21 protein-coding genes are annotated in these 24,077 nt (G+C 35.0%); 16 read left to right on the top strand and 5 right to left on the bottom strand.

The features are described from left to right. Window positions 1-76 precede the first annotated feature (76 nt). The 8 genes from ccrA (at window position 77) to VHE99_09125 (ending at window position 8,087) form a co-directional block, all read left to right on the top strand. Window positions 77-1,261 (top strand): crotonyl-CoA carboxylase/reductase, encoded by a 1,185-nt coding sequence (ccrA, locus tag VHE99_09160; GenBank protein ID HVV69180.1) that lies wholly within the window; start codon window positions 77-79, stop codon window positions 1,259-1,261. Window positions 1,262-1,284: 23 nt separating this feature from the next. Beyond that, window positions 1,285-2,502, top strand: a complete 1,218-nt coding sequence (locus VHE99_09155) for a multidrug effflux MFS transporter (GenBank protein ID HVV69179.1) — start codon at window positions 1,285-1,287, stop codon at window positions 2,500-2,502. Window positions 2,503-2,589: 87 nt separating this feature from the next. Then, window positions 2,590-3,372, top strand: a complete 783-nt coding sequence (locus tag VHE99_09150) for a helix-turn-helix transcriptional regulator (protein ID HVV69178.1) — start codon at window positions 2,590-2,592, stop codon at window positions 3,370-3,372. Window positions 3,373-3,455: 83 nt separating this feature from the next. Beyond that, complete coding sequence (locus VHE99_09145; GenBank protein ID HVV69177.1) at window positions 3,456-4,799, top strand: acyltransferase domain-containing protein; 1,344 nt, start codon at window positions 3,456-3,458, stop codon at window positions 4,797-4,799. Beyond that, window positions 4,792-5,028 carry a phosphopantetheine-binding protein gene (locus tag VHE99_09140; GenBank protein HVV69176.1) on the top strand — a complete coding sequence of 79 codons (237 nt, stop codon included), beginning with the start codon at window positions 4,792-4,794 and terminating at the stop codon, window positions 5,026-5,028. Before VHE99_09145 ends, VHE99_09140 begins: the two co-directional genes overlap by 8 nt. Then, complete coding sequence (locus VHE99_09135) at window positions 5,028-5,804, top strand: SDR family oxidoreductase (protein ID HVV69175.1); 777 nt, start codon at window positions 5,028-5,030, stop codon at window positions 5,802-5,804. The genes VHE99_09140 and VHE99_09135 overlap by 1 nt, the downstream gene beginning before the upstream one ends. Continuing rightward, the gene (locus tag VHE99_09130) at window positions 5,801-6,796 is read left to right on the top strand and encodes a ketoacyl-ACP synthase III (GenBank protein ID HVV69174.1); all 996 of its coding nucleotides are present in this window, start codon (window positions 5,801-5,803) and stop codon (window positions 6,794-6,796) included. The genes VHE99_09135 and VHE99_09130 overlap by 4 nt, the downstream gene beginning before the upstream one ends. 1 nt (window position 6,797) lies before the next feature. After that, window positions 6,798-8,087 (top strand): MFS transporter, encoded by a 1,290-nt coding sequence (locus tag VHE99_09125; GenBank protein ID HVV69173.1) that lies wholly within the window; start codon window positions 6,798-6,800, stop codon window positions 8,085-8,087. Between the two features lie 233 nt (window positions 8,088-8,320). On the opposite strand, the gene VHE99_09120 is transcribed toward VHE99_09125, so the two are convergent. Both VHE99_09120 and VHE99_09115 read right to left on the bottom strand, forming a co-directional pair. Then, window positions 8,321-9,088: a glucose 1-dehydrogenase gene (locus VHE99_09120; GenBank protein ID HVV69172.1), complete on the bottom strand. Its 768-nt coding sequence runs from the start codon at window positions 9,086-9,088 to the stop codon at window positions 8,321-8,323. Between the two features lie 9 nt (window positions 9,089-9,097). After that, window positions 9,098-9,904: a class I SAM-dependent methyltransferase gene (locus VHE99_09115; protein ID HVV69171.1), complete on the bottom strand. Its 807-nt coding sequence runs from the start codon at window positions 9,902-9,904 to the stop codon at window positions 9,098-9,100. Between the two features lie 463 nt (window positions 9,905-10,367). On the opposite strand from VHE99_09115, the gene VHE99_09110 reads away from it, so the two are divergent. The 4 genes from VHE99_09110 (at window position 10,368) to VHE99_09095 (ending at window position 15,109) form a co-directional block, all read left to right on the top strand. Next, entirely contained in the window at window positions 10,368-11,834 is a 1,467-nt protein-coding gene (locus tag VHE99_09110; protein HVV69170.1) for a serine hydrolase domain-containing protein, read from the top strand. Beyond that, window positions 11,827-12,321 (top strand): MaoC family dehydratase, encoded by a 495-nt coding sequence (locus tag VHE99_09105; protein ID HVV69169.1) that lies wholly within the window; start codon window positions 11,827-11,829, stop codon window positions 12,319-12,321. The genes VHE99_09110 and VHE99_09105 overlap by 8 nt, the downstream gene beginning before the upstream one ends. Window positions 12,322-12,803: 482 nt before the next feature. Next, the gene (locus VHE99_09100) at window positions 12,804-14,081 is read left to right on the top strand and encodes an MFS transporter (protein HVV69168.1); all 1,278 of its coding nucleotides are present in this window, start codon (window positions 12,804-12,806) and stop codon (window positions 14,079-14,081) included. Window positions 14,082-14,155: 74 nt separating this feature from the next. Continuing rightward, entirely contained in the window at window positions 14,156-15,109 is a 954-nt protein-coding gene (locus tag VHE99_09095) for an N-acetylmuramoyl-L-alanine amidase-like domain-containing protein (GenBank protein ID HVV69167.1), read from the top strand. Here the strand turns inward: VHE99_09095 and VHE99_09090 are convergent. Genes VHE99_09090 through VHE99_09080 form a run of 3 tightly spaced genes read right to left on the bottom strand, consistent with a single transcriptional unit; the run spans window position 15,102 to window position 17,973 of the window. Continuing rightward, window positions 15,102-16,118: an isocitrate/isopropylmalate family dehydrogenase gene (locus VHE99_09090; GenBank protein HVV69166.1), complete on the bottom strand. Its 1,017-nt coding sequence runs from the start codon at window positions 16,116-16,118 to the stop codon at window positions 15,102-15,104. The genes VHE99_09095 and VHE99_09090 overlap by 8 nt on opposite strands. Before the next feature lie 13 nt (window positions 16,119-16,131). After that, entirely contained in the window at window positions 16,132-17,109 is a 978-nt protein-coding gene (locus VHE99_09085; GenBank protein HVV69165.1) for an NAD(P)-dependent oxidoreductase, read from the bottom strand. 24 nt (window positions 17,110-17,133) lie between these two features. After that, window positions 17,134-17,973: a 6-carboxyhexanoate--CoA ligase gene (locus VHE99_09080; protein ID HVV69164.1), complete on the bottom strand. Its 840-nt coding sequence runs from the start codon at window positions 17,971-17,973 to the stop codon at window positions 17,134-17,136. A 150-nt stretch (window positions 17,974-18,123) separates the two neighbouring features. Between VHE99_09080 and VHE99_09075 the strand changes: the two genes are divergently transcribed. The 4 genes from VHE99_09075 to VHE99_09060 are packed head-to-tail and all read left to right on the top strand — an operon-like array spanning window position 18,124 to window position 24,077. Beyond that, the gene (locus VHE99_09075) at window positions 18,124-19,848 is read left to right on the top strand and encodes a carbamoyltransferase C-terminal domain-containing protein (GenBank protein HVV69163.1); all 1,725 of its coding nucleotides are present in this window, start codon (window positions 18,124-18,126) and stop codon (window positions 19,846-19,848) included. Then, complete coding sequence (locus tag VHE99_09070; GenBank protein HVV69162.1) at window positions 19,845-21,062, top strand: 3-isopropylmalate dehydratase/homoaconitate hydratase family large subunit; 1,218 nt, start codon at window positions 19,845-19,847, stop codon at window positions 21,060-21,062. Before VHE99_09075 ends, VHE99_09070 begins: the two co-directional genes overlap by 4 nt. Beyond that, a complete protein-coding gene (locus VHE99_09065) occupies window positions 21,062-21,571 on the top strand; it encodes a 3-isopropylmalate dehydratase (GenBank protein HVV69161.1) in 510 nt (169 codons plus the stop codon). Before VHE99_09070 ends, VHE99_09065 begins: the two co-directional genes overlap by 1 nt. Next, on the top strand, window positions 21,561-24,077 hold the full coding sequence (locus tag VHE99_09060; GenBank protein ID HVV69160.1) for a pyridoxal-phosphate dependent enzyme: 2,517 nt from the start codon (window positions 21,561-21,563) through the stop codon (window positions 24,075-24,077). The genes VHE99_09065 and VHE99_09060 overlap by 11 nt, the downstream gene beginning before the upstream one ends.

Here is a 24,077-nt window from a genome sequence, read left to right as displayed (position 1 = left end):
CATACCTTAAATTTAAAAGTTTTTAACCGTGAAAACTACGGTTTACTTCATTGAGAAAGAATGTAATATATACGTTATGATTACAATATCTGACAAAACCATCCCTGCTCAAATGCTAGCTTATGTGTTAAGACCCGCTCATCACGGAGAACCCATTAATGCTTTTAAGGAAGAACGCGTTGATCTTCCTCCATTAGGAGCTAATGAGGTATTGATAAAGGTCATGGCTGCGGGAATTAATTATAACGGCGTATGGGCCGCATTAGGTAGTCCTTACTCGCCTACGTTCTTTCATGGCAAAAATTTTCATATTGCGGGTAGCGATGCCTCTGGAATTGTTTGGAAAATCGGAGAAGCACTGGATAAAAAAACATTACATTTTAAAGAGGGTGACCATATCGTTTTACACTGTGGTCAATATTGTGGCCATTGTGTTCAATGTAATGGTGGAGACCCTATGCTTTGCCCCTACCAAAAAATATGGGGGTATGAAACCCCTTATGGATCATTCGCAGAATTTACAGTGGTAAAGCCTTATCAAATTTTACCCAAACCCAAGGAGCTGAGTTGGGCCGAAGCAGCAAGTTATACGTTGGTGCTAGCAACCGCATGGAGAATGTTATTAGGCCATTACCCACATACCTTACGATCTTCACAGAATGTGCTAATTTGGGGTGCTTCAGGGGGTATAGGAACAATGGCAATTCAAATTGTTAAAAATGCGAATGCCAATCCAATTGCAGTAGTGTCTTCAGAGGAGCGTGGACAATTTTGCTTACAAATCGGCGCTAAGAGTTTTATCAATAGGAATAATTTTGACTGTTGGGGAATAATGCCTAATGTAGGATCAAGCGATTATTTAACTTATATGAGTAAGGTAAAAAAATTTAAAAAAGCTATTTGGGACATTATTGGTACAGGCAATGAAATAGACATAGTGATTGAGCATGTAGGAGAGAAAACCTTTCCAGTAAGTTGCTACATTGCTAAAAAAGGTGGTTTAGTTGTTTACTGTGGAGCGACATCGGGATTTAATTTAAGTATGGATGCAGCCTATGGTTGGATGCATCAGAAACGGATTCAAGGTTCACATTTTGCCTCCACTTTAGAAGCTTTTTCCGCTAATGAATTAGTCTGTCAAGGGAAAATCAAGCCTTATCTCGGAAAAGTTTATAAATGGCAAGATCTGCCTCTGGCCCATCAACTGATGAAAGACAATCAACAGCTTTCAGGATGCATGGCTGTAGAAGTTAGTGTTTGAAATGCTCTATTTGAGGAAAACTTATGAAATCAGCAATTTTTATTACTCTAAGTATTGCAATGGGAATGTTATGCTTATTACCATCCGATATTTATTTACCAGCATTACCCCTCATTCAGCAATACTTTGATAGTAGCACCTCTTTGATTCAAATGACTCTTAGCGTATTTTTGCTCGGAACCGCAGCTTCACAATTTTTAATTGGCCCATTTGTTGATTTTTATAATCTAAAAGCTATCGGAATAGTATCTGTCACCATTTTCCTTATCGCAACTTTAATTTGCGCCATAACAACCTCTATCGAAGTCATGATTATAGCCAGATTTTTTCAAGCTTGCGGCGCAGGCTTTGCAGCAGTCATTTCTCGCGCCGCTGTTACTAAAAATTACGATTCACAAAAAGCTGCTCACGTTTATTTGATTATGAGTCCTATATTAGCAGTTTCGCCTGCAATTGCACCAGTAATCGGCGGAAATTTATCAAAATTTTTGGGTTGGAGATCCGTATTTATCTTCATTTTTATTTTAGGAATATTGATTTTAATAGGAATATGGAAATTTTTCGCGGTAAAACAAACTAGCTCCCCAGCTAAAGAGGATTTACATCCATTTAAAATAATTAAAAATTACTTAGACATATTGCGCAACAAATGCTTTTCTGGGTATTTGCTTACCCGTTGTGCCGTCGATGCTTCCTATTTTGCCTATATCACTGCTTCTCCATTTATATTCCACACCTTAGGCTATTCAACTATTCAAATTGGCAATTTTTATATTATTCCGATTATAAGCTTTGTTGGCGCCGCTTATTTAACGAAGCGCCTAATGGATAAATACAGTAAAGATCTATTAATGCTCATAGGCTTGCTCATTTCTATTTTTGGCGGAATTGTGTTATATTTGATCGGTATAACTCATTATTATTACGCTCTTCAGATCATCCTACCTGCAGCGATCATGACAGCAGGATATGGTTTCACTGGTTCATTGTCCTGGACCGAAGCCATGGCTCAATTTCCAGCGAGTCAATCTGGTTCCGTATCTAGTTTAATTGGTTTTTTCCCACTCATAGCTGCTTCTCTTGCAGCCGCCCTAGTTAATATTTTAACGCATGGCTCAGTTTCTCGTTTAGCCATATTTATGGTTATCTTACTCAGCTTAGCAACCCTTATTTTATTAAAAGTAATCAGATTTAAAACTGAAAAAAAACAATTAAAGATGAATTCAGATCCATACAACTAAAAAACCTAAATAACTAATTGACTTGGAATCCTTAGTTGACTATTCTTTCTAATTATAAGAGGTTTAATAAATTGATGAAGGATTCAAATGGAGAATCAGGATCGATTAAAAAATTTTAACGAAAATGCAAAATTTGCACAGTCAGTGTGTACTCGTTTTTTTATTGAAAATCGTTTAAATTATTTTAGTTTTGGTTCCCTAGATGAAAAAGGGAATTTTCGATGCTTTTTAACTAACCCAGAATGGTATCAGCATTTTGTTAGCGCGCAATACCCTATCTTTATACCAACCGCAAAAGATCCATCCCAGAAAAGTTATTTTTATCTTTGGTCTGAAGCTTTATCCCAACCAGTTGTTTCCAGCGCGTACAACAACTTTGGAATGGCTAACGGCATTACTTTTGTTCATAAAATTAATCTCATTACGGAATATTTTACCTATACTTCCATGCGAGAGAACCATCAAGCTATCAGTTTTTATCTTAATAACTTAGACGCTTTAAGAAGTTTTGCGGCTTATTTTAAAGAAAAAGCCAATAATTTAGCTTGGTCAATGGAAAAAAAATTAATAGTCCCTCCTAGTGATCATTATCCTCTAGAAATTAATTCTAATCTAGTTTATAAAGACACTTTCGATAAAAATCCTAATTTAAACAAAACAGAGCTACATTTGACCCTAAAAGAAATAGAGTGCATCAAATATTTACGAAAAAGTCTTACTGTTAAAGAAATTGCTAAAGCTTTATCGCTCTCTCCACGTACAGTTGAAGATCGTTTGAATATGATTCGAGAAAAATTAGGGTGCTACCGAAAATCTAACATCATCCCTAAACTTGAATCCGTCATGCCTCACATCTTGCTGATCGATTAATCTTTTCACCCCGTATTTTTCACGGTTGCACTCCTTACTCAAGTAATTAATAATTTCTACAAATTCATTGAAGGTAAAGAGTAATGAGTAAACCTATAACAAATCTTTCTTTATTGCCTCTTCAGGAAGATAGAGATTGGCACGTTTTAACGATTAGCGCTAAATCCCTACAGAACTTGTTGGAAGTAATAGAAAAATACATGAATTATCTGTTGACACATCCCGAGATCAATTTCGCTGATTTTTGTTATAACTCTAATTTACTTCAAAATCATTATTCTTATCGCTTAGCAATATGTGCGCAAACAGGAACTGAATGTGGCGAATTGCTAAAAAAACATGTACAGAAACAAAATTTAAAATCTTTTCCACAACTCAAGAAAATTGCTTTTTTATACACTGGAGCTGGTTCGCAATATACAGGGATGACCAAACAATTATACTTAAGTAATTCCATATTCCGTCATACTATAGACCAATGTCATGAAATTTTAGAAGAACTATTCAATATTTCACTTATTGATATCTTGTATTTAAAAAATGGAGAATCAATCAACGAAATTCTCCATACTCAAGTCAGTATATTCAGCATCGAAGTGGCTTTGTCTCGTTTATGGGAATCTTGGGGCATTATTCCAGATGCAGTCATGGGTCATAGCCTTGGGGAGTATGCCGCAGCATATAAAGCTAAAATGATTAATCTGAAAGACAGTTTAAAGCTTGTCGGTGAACGCGGTGGGTTAATGCAAAAACTCCCTGAAAATGTAGCGATGGTTGCCGCCTTAACGAATATAACGACTATCAAGAAGGTATTAAAAAATTTACTAGATCATGTAGCTATTGCAGCTGAGAACAGCCCATATAATACCACACTTTCTGGACGCAAAATATTTATCGAAGTCGCTAAAAAGCGTTTGGTTGAAGAAGGAATAGAAGTACAAATGTTGAATATCACAAGAGCCGGACATTCAGCGGAAATGGCCCCAATCCTTCCTGATTTTAGAAGATCATTAAATACCGTGGCTTTCTCACTACCTGAAATCAAGATAGTCTCTAATTTAACAGGCAATTTTATATCTCCTGAAATTCCTATCCAAAATGAATATTGGTGCCGGCAACTTTGCGAAACAGTTAAATTCAGTAAAGGACTAGAAACTTTGCAAGAAAATAATATAGATGCTTTTGTAGAAATTGGATCCAAGCCATTGCTAATCACTTTAGGCAAACAGTCTCTCAGTGAAACACAATTAACCTGGTTGTCTAGTTTACATATGGGCCAACCGGACTGGAAAAGTCTAGGAAATGCTTTATGTGAGCTATACATTAAAGGCATTACGATCGATTGGAAGAAATTTGATTCAGGTTATAAACGTTTAAAATCAAATTTACCAAATTTTATTAACAACTCAGAGGCCAACCATGAATAAAACTCATTTTTTATTTAAAATAGAAGAAATCTGTGAATTACCGGCTAATACGCTTAAAGGCGAAGAGGATTTAGTAGGATCAACTTTGATAGATTCGTTGTCTTTATTAGGCTTAATCGCTATGTTAGATAAGAATTTTGGCCTAAATCTGACCCTTAGTGAAATGCTTTCAATTGGAACTGTTAATAATCTCTACTTTAAAGTCTCTGAAAGAGTGGGAACTAATTAATGAGCCATAATCCTTTAAGCTTAGCTGGAAAAACTATTCTTGTTACCGGGGCTTCCTCAGGTATAGGACGAGAAACTGCGATTTTGCTTAGTAAATTAGGGGCTAAAGCTATTTTAATTGGCCGTGATAGCAAAAGATTGAAACAAACAGAAAGTATGATGCAACATAATGAACATATCACTTTAGAATTAGATTTAACGAATTACGACATGGCCTTTGATACACTCACAAAAGTATGTAATAAAACGAAACCATTGGATGGTTTAGTACACGCAGCGGGAATACAAACTACTGTTCCTCTGCAATTTACCAGTTTGGAAATTATCCAAGCTGCCCTCCAATCTAATTTAATATCTTCTTGCTTATTAATGAAATTTTTTCGCCAAAAAAATATTAGTGCTCAACCTGCCGCCTGTGTACTCATGAGTTCAGTCACCGCACTATTCGGTCAATCCGGTCTAGCATTATACGCAGCAACTAAAGGAGCAATCATTTCATTAACTAAATCATTATCTGTCGAGTTATCTCGACAAAAAATTAGAGTGAACTGCATTATTCCAGGACTGGTAAATACACAGATGACTCAAAATGCTTTAAAGCAAATGTCTTGTAATCAACGAAAAAATTGGGAAGCATCGCACCTATTAGGTATAGGTGAACCGATTGATATTGCTAATATGGCTGCTTTTTTAATTGCTGATGCCAGTAAATGGATCACCGGATCATCTTTTATTGTGGACGGTGGATTTTCCGCGCACAAGGTTATTGAATCATGAAAGCATTTATTCAAGCTATTGAATTTTATTTGCCAGAAACAGTGTTAAAAAATAATGAAATTAGCGCAATTTTTCCTGAATGGCCTGCGGATAAAATAAAAAATAAAACTGGGATTTCGGTCAGATATATTGCGTCTGATGATATTTGCGCTTCGGACTTGGCGTTTAAGGCAGCTGAAAAGCTCTTTGCCACGCAAGTTATCTCTCGAGAAGAAATTGACTTTATTTTACTTTGCACTCAATCTCCCGATTATCTTCTTCCCACCTCCGCTTGTCTTCTTCAGGATAGACTTAATTTACCTAAATTCTGTGGCGCATTAGATTTTAATTTAGGCTGCTCAGGTTATATATATGGGCTAGGGCTAGCTAAAGGCTTAATTGAAACCAATCAAGCCACCAATATTTTATTATTAACTGCCGATACTTATACCAAATACTTAGATCCAACAGATGTCAGTACTCGTACTATCTTTAGTGATGGAGCATCAGCTACCTTAATTAGTAAAAAAAAATCGATCCAAAATGATAATTACATCAGTGAACCACTTTTTGGAACTGATGGTTCAGGAGCAAAAAATTTAATCCTAAAGAAAGGAGGAACGCGCTATTACAAAAGGCAATCCTTTGCAAATGAATTTTTATATATGAATGGATCAGAAATTTTTCTATTTATTATAAATAATATTCCTCAGTTAATTAACAATACCTTAAAAAAAGGAGGATTAAAAATTGAAGAAATTGATTTATTTATTTTCCATCAAGCTAATCAATTTATTTTAGAACACTTAAGAGAAAAAATTAAAATTCCTAAAGATAAATTCTATATTTCAATTGAAAATTTTGGTAATACGGTTTCCTCCAGTATTCCCATTGCCCTCCATTGCGCTCAAGCCGAAAAAAAATTATCATCCCATTTGAAAATCATGCTAGTTGGTTTTGGGGTGGGTTATTCATGGGGTAGCGTTATCGTTCATCCTTTTCTAGGAGAATAATATGAACAGTGATGTTGTTGAATTAAATTCAATTGCTGTTAACACACATTCTGAGACACTTTCTCTTCGTGCATTTATCGTGATTTTTATTGGCTCACTATATTTTTTTCTTGATTCTATGTTTGCGGTATTCCCTGCAGCGTTAATTAACCAACTTAGTCTTAAATATCACATTGCTGCCACAGGTATTGGGTTATTTGCTGCCATTTATTTTTATTTTTATGCTCCCCTGCAGTTACCTTGTGGCTATATATTAGATCGTTTTGGCCCACGCAAGATAATAATAATAGGTTCATTTATTTGCACAGGAGCTTTATTACTGTTTGCTTTTACTAATTCTTTTGTCGTTAGTTGCATCGCCAGAGGGCTACTTGCTGTCGGAGCTGCCGCTGGATACTTGGCCCCTATGCTATTAATTGTTCGCTGGTTTCCTCATCGTCTCTATGTGATTTTAACAGGAGGAGTAGTTTTTATTGAATGTATCGGTGCAGTTTTTGGTAGCTCTTTCATATCTTATTTAACTAATTTTCTTCGCCTAGAAACCATTATCCTATTGATGTCAGCGCTGGGTGTTATTTTATTAATACTCACTTATCTATTTGTAGAGGACTATCCCTCCAATATTTCTATTAAAAAAACACAGCTCACTATTCGTTTTGAGGCATTTAAAACGATTTTTTTATCTACACAAAATTGGGTAATTGCTATTACAGGTGCATTATTTTGGGCGCCTGTCTCAATTTTTGCTGCCTTATGGGGTATCCCATTTCTGCGCGTGGTGTACCATCTTTCTAAAATTTCAGCAGCTGATTTCTTAATTATGGTATGGTTAGGCATTGGAATAGTGAGCCCACTGTGGGGTTGGATATCAATTTATCTTAAGAAACGCCTGCTTCCTCTTCGTATTGGTGCTAGCATCGGTCTCATCAGCTCCATAGTAATCCTTTGGGGCGCTAATCGGTGGGTAGGTATTTTATTGATAGCCTTATTTTTAATGGGAGGAGCCAGTGCTTGTCAAGTGCTCACCTTTGGTATCATGCATGATCGGCATCTAAGTCGCGATTCTGCCACAGCTTTTGGATTCAACAACACGATTATTTGCTTTGGTAATGCCTTTTTTGATTTTATAGCCAGTTATTTATTGGATAAATTCTGGGATGGAAGATATTTTGGCGTTACCAAGCTATATTCTACCTTTTGCTATCATCATGCTTTATTGATACTGCCAATGTGCTATTTACTCATTTTAATATTAAGTTTTTTTGTAAAGGAAACTTATTTAAATTTTTAAAAAATGAAAAAGTATTGTGATTAAATTACAAGGAGAAAAATCATGCGTTCAAGTTTAAAAGCGATCCTACCGATCAGATTCCCATTTTCTTTAAATTAATTCCATATGATTCTCAAAAACGCAAACAATCAATCTTGGAAAAATTCAGCTCATTTTGGTTTCACCTTTTCTGTTAAAATTATAGAAAAGCATTCTACCTAGCCTAAGCACAAGACTGTAAAAAATATGTGTATTTAATCCCGGATGGAGGCTGCTTTTATCCGCATACCCCCATCCATATGAATAGCTGCGCCTGTGATATATGATGCTGTATCTGAGCATAAAAAAAGTACTACGTTAGCAACATCTTCCGGCATACCCATTCTTCCAATCGGTGGAATGATTTGCTCCACCTGCATTTGATTTTTCTCAAGAAAATCTTCAACCATTTTTCCAGCAATACCAATGGGACAAACAACATTTACTCTCACTCCATGACATGCTGCCTCGCTTGCTGCAGCTTCGCTTAAGCTAAGAATCGCGATTTTACTGGCGTTATAAAGACTATGCTTAGGAACTGGTAAAAAAGGTGCTACCGACGAAGAGTTTATAATCACTCCACCTTTATTTTTAATCATATAAACTAGTTCGTATTTCATACAGAAAAAAGTTCCTTTGGTATTGGTGTCCATCACTCTATAATAAGACTCCTCCGTTTCGTTAATTATAGAATCGTTTGTTACTACGCCTGCATTATTAAATGCATAATCCAAGCGACCAAATCGACTGAGCGTCTTATTAATCATCGCAATTATATCATCTTCTTTTCTTACATCTGTTTGTAAAAAGATAGCGTCTCCTCCAAATTTTCGGATAGCTTCTACTACTGCCATCCCTTCCTCTTTTCGTCGACCGGCTATGACCACATGAGAGCCAGCTTTAGCAAAAGCAATTGCAGTGGCTTCACCGATACCAGAAGTTGCTCCAGTAATCAACGCTACCTTATTGACAAATTCTTGCATTTTTTTCTCCTATTGTTTTTTACCGCTAATCATAAACGTTCTTACGTAACCAATAATACTCTTAGTACAATTTTCGTACCCTTTTAAATCTTTCACTAAACCTTCAAATTCTTCAGGTGTAACAGAGTTATTTTCAAGAATGCTGTATTTTGTACAAGCAATTCCGAGCCGGCAAATACTTTTTTCTTTCTTAGTCTTTAAAAGCGGTTGATAAATTTCCGCATCCAATGAATCAAATCCTGCTTGCATAAACATACTATAAAGCGAGCCCGCTAAATCTAAATCTAAATTTAACGCTTGGAAATTATTTTTCATCATTTTAGTCCATCTTTCCCCAATATCAGACTTTGGACAGGTAAAAATACCATTGCTGATGACACTAATATCTTCACACACTAAGCTTCCTCCAGATTTTAAGAGTTGATAAATAAGTCGCAACCAATTCAAGGGTTGATTTATAAACATTAATGTCCAACGAATATAAATAAAGTCGAAACTATCTAAGAACCTTGGAAATAAATCTTCTAAAGAAGCCTGCGTAAAAGATAAATTAGTTAAATTTAATCCTTTGCTACGATTTATAGAAAATTTAATTTGACGACAGTCCTGATCAATAGCCAAAACTCGACCTTTACAACCTACTTTTTTAGCTAACCAAATGGCTGTACTACCATATCCGCAACCAATTTCAAGTACTGACATAGCCTTATCGATCCCAAATTTTTCTATGAAAGCAAAACTAGAAGGATTATATATACTATTTAAAATTGACATTCTTATAAAATCAGTTTTCCCACTGACCACGGGATAACTCATATCTTTTCCTCATTTAATTATTAAATATATAGTTTAAAACATGTTCTTAATTTATCCAACCGTGTTTTCAACGGTAGATTAATATAAAATTATTTAAGACAATCAAGATTAAAGATGAAGCAAACCTTTCACCAATGAAGATGCGAAATTTGCTGCATTAAACTGCAAATTATAGTAAAAAGTCTTTATGGGAAAGAGAAAAATTAATTAACCAACATCGTAAGGAACGAGATGAGTGTGCACGCATTCGTATAAAAGCAGCACTTGCCTATGAGGATGGCTATAGTTATTCAGAAATTTTCGTATTCTATTTCTGGGTGATGAAACAACACCCTAGAGTTTTTAATAGAGTTAGTAGAAATAAAACTATTTTAAGCGCACGAGTTACTGATAACTTTCAAATATTGCATGCACTGTTGTTCGCAGTTTGAAGTGTAATGAGTATATATTAGGAAGAGGTATTATGAACCAGCATTACTATAATTCATTAATTAAACAATTTCATACGTTAGTGAAGGAGGTCTGCACACATTGGCAAGTTCCCAATCTAACGTATGCCTTGATTTCTCAAAATGAAATAATAGGACTAAATTCATACACTTTAGATCAATTTTATCCCTATGATGTGAATAACAAAATTTTTAGGATTGGCTCTAATAGTAAAGCAATGGCATGTGCTATCTTAGCCGACTTAGAATATCAAAAAAAACTTTCTCTAGAGGATTCTGTAATTAACTATCTCCCTAAATTTAAAATGGGAACAAAAGAATTGACTAATGAAACTAAGGTAGTTGATTTAGTCACCCATGCCACAGGAGTCAGTAAATATGCCGCATCAATGATGTGTTACCTGGATTATTCTCATCAGGACATCATTAACTGCTATCAACATTTTAAGCCAGTTAAACCATACCGCTCATCATTTCAATACAATAATGGCTTATATGTAGTTGCTGCTGAACTTATTAAACAAGTTACAGGCATAAGGAATGAAGATTATTTCAAAGAAAAGTTATTTCAGCCTTTAGGAATGAATAATACCTATACTTCTCTTAATACACTTTACAAACCTGCCTTAGCAGTACCGCATGTTGATCACGATGGAAAGAGTATTGCCATTCCACAGTGCCCATTTGGAGATGCAATTAGCATAGGTGGTAATGTTAATAGTACTGCAGCTGATCTAGCTCAATGGCTATTATTTAATTTAAAAATCACTACAACTGATGATCCCGCTTTAAAACAGTATAAAAAAATCTTTAAGTCACAAATTAAAATATCAACACCAAAATCAACTAATTTATTTAACAGTCTAATTTGCGCAGATGCATATACACTGGGTTGGTACCGCGCATGTTTTAATAAATATACTTTTTTTGAGCACATGGGAGGATTTTCTGGTTACATGAGCAACATTTCTTTTTCTCCTCAACTAAAATCAGGGATCATTTTACTCAGCAATAAAAGTGATATCTGGTATCCTTTAGAAATGCTTAAAATGAATTACTATGAATTATTGATAAACAACTATTATACAAATATGCTGGAAGCTATCAAACAACAATGCATAAAATTTAGGCTTTCTTTAAATCAAGACTTAAGTGTTTACAAAAAGGAAGCGATCCCTTCTTATTTAAAAATAAAAAATGGTAGCTATTTTAATCCAATATATGGAAAAATAGTCATTCACGTAGATGAAAATCTATCTTATATTATTTTAGGTCCTAAAGCTGTAATCATCAAAATTGAATATATTGGAAATAATATTTTCAAATTAATTGATGAACACTTCAATTTTGGCACGATGTTTAAGTTAATTTTACTAGAAATTAAAGATACCCGAAAAAAATTGACGTTAACGATAAATATGGATGATCAACACGGTCATCTAGCATGGATAGATACACAGGATTTTGTTATTAATGAGTAAGAGAATTTTTTCTAACTATATTTTTGAAGAAATTTCTATTGGTGATAAATCCTCTTTAAAAAAAAGGATATCACAGGAAAAAATCAACCAATTTGCAACTCTCTCAGGTGACTTTAATCCACTACATTTGAGTGTAGAATATGCAAAAAGACGTGGTTTTTACAATACTATTGCCCAAGGCGAATGGAGCAATCTATTAATCTCAGCAATCCTTGGAACCCAACTTCCTGGGCCTGGCACCATCTACTTAAAACAACAATTAATTTTCAAAAAAATTATTTTTTGTGAAGACGTAATCCAAGCAACCATAACTGTTAAAAGTAAAAATGAAAACCAAAAAACACTTATTTTTGACTGCCAATGCACTAACCAGAAAGGAGATATAGTTTCCATAGGAGAGGCGGAAGTAGTCCCGCCATTAATAAAAATTCCCATAGATGAATGCCTTATAGATCCGGCAAAATCCCGTATACGAACTCACCCGTAATTATAACTACAAGTGTTTTTGGCTTCATACAAATCATGTGTTTCAACCAATGCCTTGGTCCCTAAGAGTTTGCCAGTTTCGAGGCCATTATTGATTTTATTGGTGGGCGATAGTGGGATCGAACCACTGACCCCTGCCGTGTGAAGGCAATTGTGACATAACTACCAGTAAACCACAATGAACCACGATAAACAAATATCTGCCTTAAATCAGATGATTGTACAATACTAGTTTGTTGCTGATTGTATATGGTGTACTATTCTCGTGCATTACATTTGCACTTCATTTACACTTCAGTTTAATAAGAAACTTAACTTAAAACCTAACATCAACCCTACGTTAATACAACAACTAACTCTAAAAATAAACTCTATGATGTTCAAGATACCAAATTGATTGGATTTTAATAATGGTCCTTCGATGAACAATGGAACGCCGAGAAAAAAGCGGTAAAATCCATTTTTTGATGCCGGAAAACATTTATGAAAGATTCTATGCGCATTACATTAGTTATTTTGGGTCAATTTATTTCACAGTTGGGAAGCTCTCTGACTGGGTTTGCTTTTGGTATTATCTTGTTTCAAATGAATAATAAAGTAACGGATTTATCCATGCTTTATTTTTTCCAAGTTCTACCCGTATTGTTGATTCTATTACCCGCCGGCCTAATCGTAGATAAGTATTCAAAAAAAAAATTTATAATCCTGAGTGAAGCTATTTCCGTACTCACATTAAGTTATCTAATTTTTAAAGTTTCAAATCACAATCTAACGAAAACAGATTTGTACGCCTATGTTGCAATTTGTTCCACATTTGGAACTTTACAGGGTTTAGCAACCATAACTTTGGTAGGAATTAATGTTTCTGCCAACAAACGAATGAAATTTAATACCTTATTAAATTTGAGACAAGTTGTGCCACGATTAATCGCCCCGCTTTTTGCGGGTTTTTGGCTAATGCACGGCAGCACTTCTGTGCTTTTCATGCTAGATATAGCTTCTTCTTTGTTTTCAATTGTTATGACGCTATATATTAAAGATCAATTTGTTCCATCTGTTATACAGCCGTGGTCAAAGTTTTTAGCAGAATATATAGAATGCATTAGAGAATTATTGGATAAGCCACAACTGCTGTGGTCTCTATCTTGTCTTATGCTATCGCTTTGTGCGATAAACCTAATTGGAGTATATATATTACCCATTTCGCTTCTGGAAACGTCTCCTGAGATTGCAGGCAAAGTCATTGCTATGGGAGGGATAGGGGCTGTTTTAGCTGGGGTATTAGTTGCTTTTTTTCCTCCCAAAAAATTAAGCTTTGAAAAATTTATTCCATTAAGTGTAGCTTTTCAGGGAATTATCCTTCTTCTTGGGTCATTTAGTTTTCACATTGTCATCATGGGCCTAGTACTATTTATATATTTTTTTATAAGTCCTTGGCAACGAGGGTGTAGTTACGCCTTGTGGGAAAATTCTTTAGAGAATGAACGTTATGGTAAACTATTAGCGATAAAAGGGATAATGCTGCAAGCAACCAGTGCTCTTGTTTTTTTAGTTGCTGGACCATTAGTTGATAAAATAGTCTTTCCCCTCTTGCAGCAAGAGTCTCATGACACGCAATCTTTATTTACACTTGTTTATGGAACTAGTAATACGGGGGCAATGATCTTTATATTAACAACTATCGGTTTAATTGAGTTGATCTTCGGACTCTATGTATACCTGCGAAAATATTTAACCAATATTATTTATGTATCAAATTAAATAAATTGAAGCATATGATGGAAATTGTTTTTAGCGGAAGCGGTTCATCTTCCCTCAAACTTTGGCAAAATTAAATGACTTATCAAAAAGTAGATATTAATGGGATCACCTGCAAGCTTGAATTAGGCAAATGGACTATTGATTCTTTAGAAAATGACTTGATCATAGCCCAATGGAAATTCAAACTTCCATTTGAAAGAATAAAATTTCTTGCCGAACAACTGATAAGCACACCTTTTTATTTTGAATCTGAACTGCCTATTCTCCCCAAACAATGGTTACGAGTTAGATTTGAATCGTTTGATTGCGTCACTTTTTTGTACACAGTCATTGCATTATCAAGCTCAATCTCATTTTCTGACTTTTGTCAAAAATTATGTAAAGTTAGATACAAATTTTCTGAAGATTTTTTTCTCGATAATGACCCGAAATCTGGCAACATATTTGATTTTGTTGAAGAATCAATTTTATACAATTGTATAAAAAGAAATTATCTGGATGATATAACACAACATCTAATTAGCCAAAATAAATTAATAGAGATAAAAGTAAAAATTAAACCGGTTACTCGGCCTGCTGCTCATGACTCAAAAACTTTAATTATCACTCCAAAATATCTTCAGGCTTATGAAGCACGGTGGGACTTTATTCCTACTAGTTCATTAAGTGAAATAGATATAAAATATTTAAATTCAGGAGATATTATTCTATTATCCAAAGGCGAGAAAGACTCTCAAGGCCAACCAGCCATTTCATTAATTTCTCATTTAGCAATTGTAATAAAAGAAAATAATGAACTCTTTTTTATCCATTCAAGTAAAAATTACATCGTTGATTTAAATATACAAAAAAACGATCCTATCCACCAACAAATAGGCGTTAATTACGGCTTAAAATTCGCAGGAGATCATTACACGCAAAAAGTGGGAAATAAAACATACTATGGCTACTTAAAGGAACAGAAACAGTCATTGATAACTTATGCGGAAAATAACTTTAAAGGAGCATGCTTTCTTAGAGCTAAATAAACCCTCGAAATTTATCAATAAACTCTAATGTACTTAAATCTCCCCCTAAATCTTGAGTATACTGATTATTTCTCAAGATGGTTAAGGTGGTTTCTTTGACCAAGCTAGCAATTTTAGGAAAGCTCAGCCAATCCAACATCATAGATAAAGCAAGAATAGCACCCACAGGATTTGCTATACCTTTATTTGCAATATCGAGGGCTGAACCATGAATTGGTTCAAATAACCCTTTATTCTTGCTTAGGTTTGCAGAAGGGCAAAGACCAATACTCCCTACCATCCCTGCCAATACATCAGATAATATATCTCCATACATATTCATAGTAAGGATAAGCTCAAACTGTTCGGGTGATTTTATCAGCTTATAAGCTGCAGCATCTACGTATTCATGGTTGACCTCAAGTTGAAAATTGTGGTCATCCATTAATTGATGCAAAGCCGCTTCTGCTGTCTCTTTAAAGAATCCATCAACTAATGGCAAAACATTGGCTTTTGTAACAATCGTAATTTTTTTATACCCTTGATTCTTGGCGTAATGAAAGGCATCACTGGAAATAGCTTGTGTTGCCTTCAAAGTTACAAGCTTTTCCCCAACCGCCTCATCTTCTTTTCTAAAATACTGTTTCTGATAATATAAATCTTCTGTATTTTGTCTAAAAATAGTAATATTAAATCTTGCTTTACTTAAATTATCTATGCTGACTGCGGGTCGAATGTTTGTTGCCAAATCATAAGTCTTTCTTAAAAATCCAATGACTGAATTAAATCCTTTAGGTTTAATAAGCGGAGTAGTAAAAGCGCCAACAAAAAAAGCCTTGGCTTCGTCTAAAATCTTGCGTTCCTCGATAGAAAAAAGAAATCCACATTTTAAATACTTGTCCACTCCTGTTTGAATATGCACGAGTTCCACATAATTTTCTAATTTGGGGATAAGACTAATTGCAGCATCTACCACTTCAGGTCCAATGCCATCGCCTTTTAAAACAGCAACAAGGGGTTTACTGGTCATGTTATCTTATCGGTTAGAAATGATAAACTCTGTTAATTTTTGGCTCTTTGTTAAGATGTGCATTAAGGTTAGCCATAAAGATCTCCATACTATCTTTCCAATAATTATTACTTAATGCTGCAATATGCGGAGTAATAAATATCTTGGGTGAAACAGGATATCTACTTTCAGGAACGGGGGGTTCAATATCTAAAACATCGATTAATACACCTTTGATTTTTTTCTCATTTATAGCGTTAATCAAACTTTCCCGATTGATAATACTCTCTCGTGCAATATTTATAATAAAGGTATTTTTTGAAATTAATTTGAACTTATTTTCATTAAGTAGATCACTTGAGTCCGCATTGAGAGGTAGAGTCAAAACTAAAAAATCTAAGTCTACTAAAAATGTGTCTATCTCAGATGCACTAAAATACGCGCTGAAATAATCATCGTTTACTGGCTTCGATTTGGAACAGACAATAACTCGAACACCCAAAGAATTTAGCAAGCATGATAACTTCGAACCAATGGCGCCGTAACCTAAAATTCCCACACAAGTTTCATTGAGACTTTTTATATTAGAGTCATTATCCACATAGGACTCTCTATTCCAGATCCCAGCAGTTGAATCTATTATCGCTTCGAAAATTCTGCGGTTCACTCCAAGAATGATACCTAAAACAAATTCAGCCACCGCGGAAGCTGCGACTCCCTTCATGACCGTTAATTCATGTTGATATTGCGAAAAAAAATTGGGAGGAATTCTTTTATCTAGCCCCGAGCTTGCTAACTGTATCCAGGAAAGCTTGGATGCTTTATCTAGTTGATTTTCATTAATTTCCCAACAAAATAAAACATCCGCCAGATATAACTTTTGATCTAGCTCTTGATTATTTGAAACAAAAATAAAGTTAATACTAGGAAATTGAGCGCTAAGAATTTCTTTATATTTTTGCGGTACTCGCCAAAAGTGATATCGATGGTAGAGTGCAATTAAACAAATCATACAGATAGATAGTCCACGTGATTCTTAGTTCTCAGCAGTTTCCATTAAACCATTGGTTAGCTCCTCATATAGATAAACCCTGCTAACATTACCAATGTCATTCACTTGTACAACTGTATTTTTGAGGTAATGCTTATACTGTTCTATATTACACTTCCTAGAGTCTAAAAAAATAATTCTACCGCCACGATTATGGTCAGGCGACTTCATATGATTTATCCTAATATATCCTCTTTGTTTACTTGCGACATAACCTCCTGAGTAGCTGGGATCATCAGCACAACACAGTTCTGCGATAATTCCAGGAAAGTTACAAACTTTAGTTGCTAATACAAGCGCATCTCGTGTTCTTGAATTGTAAGCGCCTATTTTATTGAGTTCTTCGCTTAATTTTTTTTCTGAAGCTTCGGTCATATCAAAATTTGTAGCACGAACACCTCCAAATGGATCATCTTCTACTCGCCGTGAAGTATAGATATCGAATAACATGGCACCGCGCATATTGTAACCTCCTGGAGCTCCACCAACAGCAAGCCAATTCATAGATTTTTTAATCACCTCTTGATTAATGTTTAATTCTTCCAAAATTATTTTAGCTATATGTAGCCCCTCTTGTTTATTTGTAACTTTTACTGTTACGATTGGCAAGCTTTTAATTACATTTATTTCAGTATCAATTTTATTTATAGAGAAATTAACAGCATCTACTGGCCCTAAAGAATGATTTAAAGCTCTATCAAGCATCAGCTTAAGACATGGATAAATTCCACCTGTTGAGGGTATTAAACGTTCAGCTCCAGATACATGTTGAGGCTTTTCATCTTCTTTAGTTTTTCTGGACGCTCTCATTTTAACGGAATACATATATGCACCCAGTAAATAAATATATAATTATTTTAGTATTTACAAAACTTTAACGGCCAGATATTATCATAAAAACTAAATAGATTAATAGTGAAAACTACAACTACCTGTTCTAATTGTTAACATTATAAATATACGGATATCAAAGTCATGAAAATACTTGGCTTAAGTGGTATGGCTCATGATGCTGCAGCAGCTGTTATTGTTGATGGCGAAGTGGTCTCTGCCGTTGAGGAAGAAAGAGTAACCCGAATCAAAAATACTTGGACTTTCCCGAAAAATTCTGTGAAGGAAGCATTGCGAATAGCTAATATCAATGCAAACCAATTGGATATTATCTGTTTTTATTGGAATGACCAATCTGCCTTATGGCCAGCCATCCTGTACGAACTAAAAAATTCACTCAATAAACGGATACCCACTTTGCGACGAATTGCCTCACGTCTACGTGCGGCTTTTTTTCAAAACCAAATAAAGAAAATGATTATAGCAGAAATTTGCGATCATCAAAAAAATTGCTCCATTCCTACCATTTTTTTTGTTGACCACCATTCATCTCATATAGCTCATTCTTTCTATTCTTCCAACTTTGAAAGCTGCGCAGGCCTGGTAATAGATGGCAGAGGAGAATATGCAGCAATCACTGGTTTTGATTGCTCTCAGCAGAACTTAAGAAAACTTTACCAAATTAATATGCCTCATTCCTTAGGATATATATATGGTGCAGTAACACAACATTTGGGCTTTCGTCCCATTTCTGACGAATACCGTATAATGGGGTTAGCACCTTATGGAAAACCTGATGAGAAATTACAAGTTTTTTTTGATAGCCTCATTCAAAGTAAACATCCCTTTCATATTGGCGTTAATCTTCAATATTGTAATTATCAATACAATGAAAAGTTAGATGCACCCTGGTTTAACAATGAAGTGATAAATTCTTTAGGGTCTTCCCGAATATCTGACGAAGAAATTACAGATCACCATGCCAATATAGCATTTGCTTTACAAAAAAAGTTAGAACACTCTATTTTAACCCTTGTTTCTGGAATTAAAAATATCACGAAAAATGAGAACTTAGTACTTGGTGGCGGAGTAGCTATGAACTCTGTTTGTAATAATATAGTTTTTGAGCAGTCAAATTTTAAAAATATATTTGTTCCTCCTGCTCCATCTGATCAAGGCTGCGCCATTGGTTCAGCTCTGTATATTTATTATAAATATAACCACGCAACAACTCGCCCAAACATTCAATCACCTTATCTTGGACCTAGTTATTCTAATGAGCAGATTAAAGATACTTTGGATAACTATAAATTGTTATATAGTGAATACCCTAGCTTAGATTTGATTGCAGAAAAAATAGCCGAAGGAAAGATATGTGGTTTTTTCCAAGGACAAATGGAGTTTGGACCTCGTGCACTTGGCAATAGAAGCATACTTGCTGACCCAAGGATAAAAAGCATGCGAGATAAGATTAATCAGGCTGTCAAATTTAGGGAAGAATTTAGACCTTTTGCCGCTACCATTCTCTACGATAAAATGAATGATTTTACTACAAAACCTGTTGATAGCCCGTACATGAGTTTTGTTTCAAAAGTCAAACTTGATAAACAGGCACTGATTCCAGCCGTGGTACATATCGACGGAACTTGTCGTTTCCAAACCTTAAAGCCATCAGAAAACCCTCTCTATTATCAATTAATTGAATCTTTCTTCAAATTAACAGGTATTCCTTTGATATTAAACACATCTTTTAATGTCAAGGGCGAACCTATTGTTATGTCTCCCTCTGATGCTATTCGTTGTTTTTTTAGCACTGGATTGGATTGTTTAGTTATTGGAAAATTTCTTGTAGAAAAAACTGCGATATGAATATTTATCAAAAAATTATTTATAACAAACATGGAAAATGCCTAAAGCCTGGCAAAAATATAATACTCAATCTTGATTGGCTTATGCTGCATGACGGTTCCATTATGATGGTAGAACGCTACTATCAAGAACATGGCTTTAATCACGTATTTGATCCGGAAAAAATTATCATTGTTTTCGATCATATCTATCCTGCAAACAATGCAATTACAGCAAGCTTACACGAAAAAGCAAGAAACTTTACACGAAAATATGGTATTAAAACTTTATTTGATGGTGGACAAGGAATAAGCCATCAGCTTTTATTAGAAAATCCAGAAATAACAGGTGGCTCAATCCTCTTAGGTGGCGACTCACATACTCCAACCATAGGGGCATACTCCGTACTGGGGCTGGGTTCTGGTGCAACAGATATGACATATGCAATGTTAACCGGAACTACTTGGTTCACTATGGGGCAAACGCTTAAAATTAAGTTATGGGGTGTACCTTCAGATCAAATTACAGCTAAAGATATTGTTCTGTATATTGCAAAAAATATTTCTCCGCAACGTTTGAATGAGAAGTTTATAGTATATGAAGCCGAGCATTCTCTTACATATGATTGGAGAGCAGTTTTATGTAATATGAGTCCAGAGTTAGGAGCAGTAACTGCTATTTTTGAACCAAGTGATTATTATTCTGAAGATCCTTTACGTTATAAACATACCCAAGATTTAATTAGCGATTGCGACAACGATTTTGATGATATAATTGATATCAACATAGATAAGATAACTCCTTTGATTGCGTACCCCCACCAAGTTGATATTGTTTATCCTGTTCAAAAAAAATCTGGCATTAAAGTGGATGTAGTCTTTATAGGCACTTGCACCGGAGGAAGATTAGAGGACCTAATCAGTGCAGCGAAGGTATTTTCAGAAATGCAAAGACCCTTGAGAACAAGACTATTAATTAACCCAGCTTCTATTGCCACCTACAAAAAAGCAATTGAGCTGGGTCTTATCACTCAATTTTTAGAATTGGGAGCAACTATTCTCCCACCTTCGTGTGGCCCCTGTCTTGGACAAAATATGGGAGTACTTGGAGACAATGAAACCTGTGTTTCTACAGGCAATCGCAACTATAAAGGAAGGATGGGCAATAAAAATGCTTCAATTTATCTTTGCTCTCCTGCATCTGCTGCAAGAATTGCAGTTGAGGGAAATATTTAATGATTCTGCAAGGAAAAATTTTAAAACTTGGCAACAATATTAATACAGACGATATAATCGCAGGTCAGTATCTGCGTACCAACGATTTTTCATTGTGGCAATCTCATGTATTCGAAACTCTCGATTCGCAAATCGCATCTATTATTTTAGAAAGACAATTTATATTTGCAGGTGAAAACTTCGGCTGTGGTTCATCCAGAGAACAAGCTGTCATTGCATTAAAATGTTGCGGGATTAAAGCCGTAATTGCCAAATCATTTGGCAGAATATTTTTTCGTAATTGCATTAATAACGGCATTATTGCAGCTACGTTCTCCCAAAATTATTGGGACAAATTTTCTGATGGTAGTGAAATAATAGTGAACACAGAAGAATCAATCTTAATTAATGCTAATCAAGAAAAGTTTATGTTAGACCAAATTAATCCCGTTGCTACTAAAATTTATGAAGCTACCGGCTTATTGGAATATTATAAAATTTATGGTGGATTAGTACTACATGATGAATGAATTATTTACCCATATGGAAATTGCTTGTACTTTCCTAAAAGATAAAGTCGTCCAAACACCTGTTCGGAGATTAAAGTGGCTTGAAGAATTTACTGGAGTTCCAGTATGGGTGAAGCTTGAAAACCAGCAACATACCGGTTCGTTTAAGTATCGTGGTGCTTTATATAGCCTTCATAGTCATCCGAAAGAAATCCCGGTGCTTGCTGCGTCAGCGGGAAATCACGGTTTAGCTGTAGCCCAGGTCTGCCAGCAGTTAGGACTTAAGGCAAATATATATTTACCTTCTAATGCAAGTCGGCTTAAAAGACAACGAATCTTAGAAACAGGAGCTGGCTTAATTGAATATGGATCATCTTTAGATGAAGCAATCTTATATGCAAAGGATGTAGCCAATAAAAATGGTTGGCGCTTTATTTCACCTTATAATGAATTTGGTGTCATAGCAGCTAATTCAAGTATTTCACAAGAGTTTTTCAACCAAGTCTCTGATCTTCAATATTTGATTATTCCTGTTGGTGGTGGCGGATTAATCTCAGGCATGGCAATTGCCGGCAAACAAATAAACCATTCGGTAAAGATTTTTGGCTGTGAACCAAAGAACTATGCTTCCGTAATAGCATCATTAGCTGCTAAACAAGCGGTAAAAGTACCTAACATGCCAACATTTGCAGATGGCCTTGCTGTCAACTTAGAGCCCAACGCTCACACACTAAATTTTATTGCAGAATATGTAGACGACATGGTAATGCTCGATGAAGAGGCACTTGCATTTAGTGTTTTTGCGCTCCTTAACAAAGAAAGCTTATTAATAGAACCCTCTGGCTGTGCAGGGATAGCTGCATTAATTGAACTTAGCCATAAAATAAAATTTACAGGCAGCATAGGAATTGTTTTGTGTGGAGGTAATATTCAAAAAAATATTTTAAATCGCATTCTTCAATTCAATTTTTCAAATTCTCATTATAAATACTTGCTGGATCTCAAAGGCCAGTCTGTTTTACATACCCCCATTAGTAAGTCCTACTCTGGGCAAAATGAGATCAGTAAACCTCTTACTGTAAATAATAAATGCGACAATATTGAATATCAAATCAGCGAAATAAGAAAAGAAGCACAATCCATTAAGGAGGAAATAGATGCCCACCTTCACTTTTGTGATTCTGAAAACTTACCCTATGATAGCCAGCTTACAGCGATATTAAAAAATTATTTAGAACAAATTGACCAACAGATTGATCAACTTTACCCATTGCCCCAAAGTTATGATTTCAAAGAATTAAACCTGATAGAAAATAAAATAAGATGGTTATTACAGGCTTTGTCTCACGTGAGCTCTGCCATTGATTGGAGAGCTGCAGCCTATGATCAGTCACACATAACGCAGTTTTTTAGTCTAAGTTCACAAGAAAATCCTGGAGTTAATTACGATCGATATAATTGCCCACAGCTTAAGCGAATTGAAGAGCAGTTAAGCTTGATATTCAATATACCAAGAGACCTGTGTGGGATAACAATAACATCATCAGGTATGGCGGCATTTTCATTGATTGAGTCGTTTATATTACGCTATTGTGTTACTTCCAACTCAACTTTTCTAATGACACCTTATATCTATTTTGAAGCTAAAGAGCAGTTAGAAAGCCTAAAATTGATAAAATTGAAGCAGGCAAAAGGGTTTAGTGCACAAGACTTGCTAGTAGCTTTGCAAGAAGACTCATCCATTGATGTGATTTTTGCTGACCCATTATCAAATATCGTTGAACAGCCCGTAACAGATATGAAATATCTCATTTCAGAACTTGCCAAATTAAATAGACAAAAACCGATTAGATTAGTTATCGATGGCACCATGGTATCGGGAGCGCTCTTGCCCGAAATTTTAACTACTTCAGATAAAATTGAGATCATATATTATGAAAGCTGTTCAAAATATTTACAAATGGGTCTAGAGTCATGCTTAGCAGGAATAGTCATATATCCGATAAAGTATCAAGCGAACTTTGAAAGACTAAGACGAAATATGGGAAGTATTTTATACAAAAATCAAGCTATCTCATATCCTTACTTTACACGAGAACAATTTTTTAACCGCATACATAGAATTTGCAAGAACGCTTCATCTTTAGCCCTTTTGTTAAACCAAGATCCTGAAGTACTAAAAATAATTGATATTTTTTATCCCACTCTTACTTCGCATCCAAACTATCACATAGCTATTAATTTACCTTACGCTGGAGGATGTGTGACTTTTCAGTTTAAAGAACGTGGAAAAAATAATAATAATTTTCTCGAAGCATTTATAACCAAATTATTACATTTTGCCAAAAATCAACAAATTCCACTTATAAAAGGGCTAAGCTTTGGTTATACCTTTCCTAGAATTTCAGCTGCTTCCAGCATTGCTGAAAGCGAATATCCATTTTTACGATTATACGTTGGAGACCTTGATGAAAACCTAAACGTGAAGTTAGCGGATATTTTTGCAGAAGCTCTTTTAAACCTGTAG

The organism is Gammaproteobacteria bacterium, from assembly GCA_035546635.1.
Classification (GTDB): Bacteria; Pseudomonadota; Gammaproteobacteria; order JAURND01; family JAURND01; genus DASZWJ01.
Note: the sequence above shows the minus strand (reverse complement) of the source record. Positions and strands in the feature narration are given on the sequence as shown.

Bases quoted from the DNA above. Each gene is read 5' to 3' on its own strand.
- ccrA (HVV69180.1), top strand. From the start codon at position 77: ATGATTACAATATCTGACAAAACCATCCCTGCTCAAATGCTAGCTTAT.
- VHE99_09155 (HVV69179.1), top strand. From the start codon at position 1,285: ATGAAATCAGCAATTTTTATTACTCTAAGTATTGCAATGGGAATGTTA.
- VHE99_09150 (HVV69178.1), top strand. From the start codon at position 2,590: ATGGAGAATCAGGATCGATTAAAAAATTTTAACGAAAATGCAAAATTT.
- VHE99_09145 (HVV69177.1), top strand. From the start codon at position 3,456: ATGAGTAAACCTATAACAAATCTTTCTTTATTGCCTCTTCAGGAAGAT.
- VHE99_09140 (HVV69176.1), top strand. From the start codon at position 4,792: ATGAATAAAACTCATTTTTTATTTAAAATAGAAGAAATCTGTGAATTA.
- VHE99_09135 (HVV69175.1), top strand. From the start codon at position 5,028: ATGAGCCATAATCCTTTAAGCTTAGCTGGAAAAACTATTCTTGTTACC.
- VHE99_09130 (HVV69174.1), top strand. From the start codon at position 5,801: ATGAAAGCATTTATTCAAGCTATTGAATTTTATTTGCCAGAAACAGTG.
- VHE99_09125 (HVV69173.1), top strand. From the start codon at position 6,798: ATGAACAGTGATGTTGTTGAATTAAATTCAATTGCTGTTAACACACAT.
- VHE99_09120 (HVV69172.1), bottom strand. From the start codon at position 9,088: ATGCAAGAATTTGTCAATAAGGTAGCGTTGATTACTGGAGCAACTTCT.
- VHE99_09115 (HVV69171.1), bottom strand. From the start codon at position 9,904: ATGAGTTATCCCGTGGTCAGTGGGAAAACTGATTTTATAAGAATGTCA.
- VHE99_09110 (HVV69170.1), top strand. From the start codon at position 10,368: ATGAACCAGCATTACTATAATTCATTAATTAAACAATTTCATACGTTA.
- VHE99_09105 (HVV69169.1), top strand. From the start codon at position 11,827: ATGAGTAAGAGAATTTTTTCTAACTATATTTTTGAAGAAATTTCTATT.
- VHE99_09100 (HVV69168.1), top strand. From the start codon at position 12,804: ATGAAAGATTCTATGCGCATTACATTAGTTATTTTGGGTCAATTTATT.
- VHE99_09095 (HVV69167.1), top strand. From the start codon at position 14,156: ATGACTTATCAAAAAGTAGATATTAATGGGATCACCTGCAAGCTTGAA.
- VHE99_09090 (HVV69166.1), bottom strand. From the start codon at position 16,118: ATGACCAGTAAACCCCTTGTTGCTGTTTTAAAAGGCGATGGCATTGGA.
- VHE99_09085 (HVV69165.1), bottom strand. From the start codon at position 17,109: ATGATTTGTTTAATTGCACTCTACCATCGATATCACTTTTGGCGAGTA.
- VHE99_09080 (HVV69164.1), bottom strand. From the start codon at position 17,973: ATGTATTCCGTTAAAATGAGAGCGTCCAGAAAAACTAAAGAAGATGAA.
- VHE99_09075 (HVV69163.1), top strand. From the start codon at position 18,124: ATGAAAATACTTGGCTTAAGTGGTATGGCTCATGATGCTGCAGCAGCT.
- VHE99_09070 (HVV69162.1), top strand. From the start codon at position 19,845: ATGAATATTTATCAAAAAATTATTTATAACAAACATGGAAAATGCCTA.
- VHE99_09065 (HVV69161.1), top strand. From the start codon at position 21,062: ATGATTCTGCAAGGAAAAATTTTAAAACTTGGCAACAATATTAATACA.
- VHE99_09060 (HVV69160.1), top strand. From the start codon at position 21,561: ATGATGAATGAATTATTTACCCATATGGAAATTGCTTGTACTTTCCTA.